Origin of the sequence: Xenorhabdus innexi, assembly GCF_002632485.1 — a bacterium.
Taxonomy (GTDB): Bacteria; Pseudomonadota; Gammaproteobacteria; order Enterobacterales; family Enterobacteriaceae; genus Xenorhabdus; species Xenorhabdus innexi.
Window position 1 is genome coordinate 1 of record NZ_NIBU01000176.1, and the last position, 1,337, is coordinate 1,337.

Annotated in this window: 2 protein-coding genes and 1 pseudogene; 2 read left to right on the forward strand and 1 reads right to left on the reverse strand. The window is 36.4% G+C overall.

The genetic code is table 11. From position 1 onward, the window contains the following. Both Xinn_RS20845 and Xinn_RS20850 read left to right on the forward strand, forming a co-directional pair. A pseudogene (locus Xinn_RS20845) lies at window positions 1-121 on the forward strand (IS30 family transposase); the annotation flags it as partial. A gap of 49 nt (window positions 122-170) precedes the next feature. Then, window positions 171-551: a lectin MOA-related protein gene (locus Xinn_RS20850; protein WP_143706618.1), complete on the forward strand. Its 381-nt coding sequence runs from the start codon at window positions 171-173 to the stop codon at window positions 549-551. Between the two features lie 361 nt (window positions 552-912). On the opposite strand, the gene Xinn_RS20855 is transcribed toward Xinn_RS20850, so the two are convergent. Next, window positions 913-1,337, reverse strand: a 425-nt coding sequence (locus Xinn_RS20855) for an IS630 family transposase (protein ID WP_153043435.1), incomplete at its 5' end; no start/stop codon positions are given.

The window sequence follows — 1,337 nt, forward strand, 5'->3', positions numbered from 1 at the left end:
CTCAGAGTTGGAGATAAATCTCGTGGCAAATCGATTAAATAAACGTCCTCGAAAAACGCGAGGTTATCAAACACCGAATGAGTTATTTAAAGGCATACCGACTCGTTTACTTCGTTCATAACGGTGTTGCACTTATTATGTGAATGCAAGAAAAGCTAATAAGGACCTTATTGGAAAAAACGTGGCCGGATATAAAATTCAATTTATTAACGTTTAGAGTTCTAGATCCATTCTATAAATTAGTTTCAGAAAATAAAGTAGGGGAAATATACAAGGCTTCAGCACTTGAACATTTCAAATATAGGAAAAAGTCTTTTGATTGCGATGACTTTTGTTTTGTCTACAAAGCCCAGGCATCCAAAGAAGCCTATATAAATGATGAGAATTTTGGGTATGCCATTGGCATAATATTAGGTTTTCGCAGAAAGTCAGCGCATTCTGTTAATATCTATATAGATCGTGATCTCAAAGTGAAGATTATAGAACCGCAAAATGGTAATATAATAAACGCTGAAGATTGGGACTATACACCCTATTATGTTTTAATGTAAAAACTTGAATGTAATATACTGTGCATTATATCACATTAATAAATTAAGTTACTTATGTAACTATCTGAATGTGTTTATGGCTCTGTCCCATTAACTTTCGATTAATGGGACATAGATAGTTAAATATATAATAAACGATAGTGAATACCTATTGTTTTTCCTATTCAACAGGTATTTCCAATTGAAATTCTTTAGTTAGTGTGTCTGCGTCACAATGAGATCATAACCAATCGCTTGATCTGTCTTACCCCTCAAGCACTCTGATGGTATCAATAATTATTTCTGATAGATGTGATACTTTTTCACTAATTCTTGCTGTGAGTTCATCTGCTTTTGTGAAGTCCGGGAATTCTATACGCAATTAACTTGAAGATGCAGGTTTTAATCGCTGGAAATGATCAGTCAGTCGGGTAGCCAATTCCTGTGCTTTTGTTGGCAAGGTGACATGATAAAAATGTCGAAGTGTTCCCCGAAACGTTTTTGCATCCGGGAAATAGACATTGTTGCGTATTTGCTCATTCGTGTACTTCCATAATCGTTCAATGGGGTTGAGATTAGGGCTGTAGGGGGGCAAGTAATGCAATTGAATATTCAGCTCTTGAGCCGCTGATTTCACTAATTCAGCGCGGTGATAACCTGCACCATCCAAAATAATATGCACTTTTTGTTGGAAGAGATAGGTTTCCCTAATGGCATGGAAAAAAAGGACGACATTTTCCGCGTTAATCGTCGGATATTCACGAATAACCGTCTCTTCAATCCGGTGTAAATTGAGTGCCCCCATGA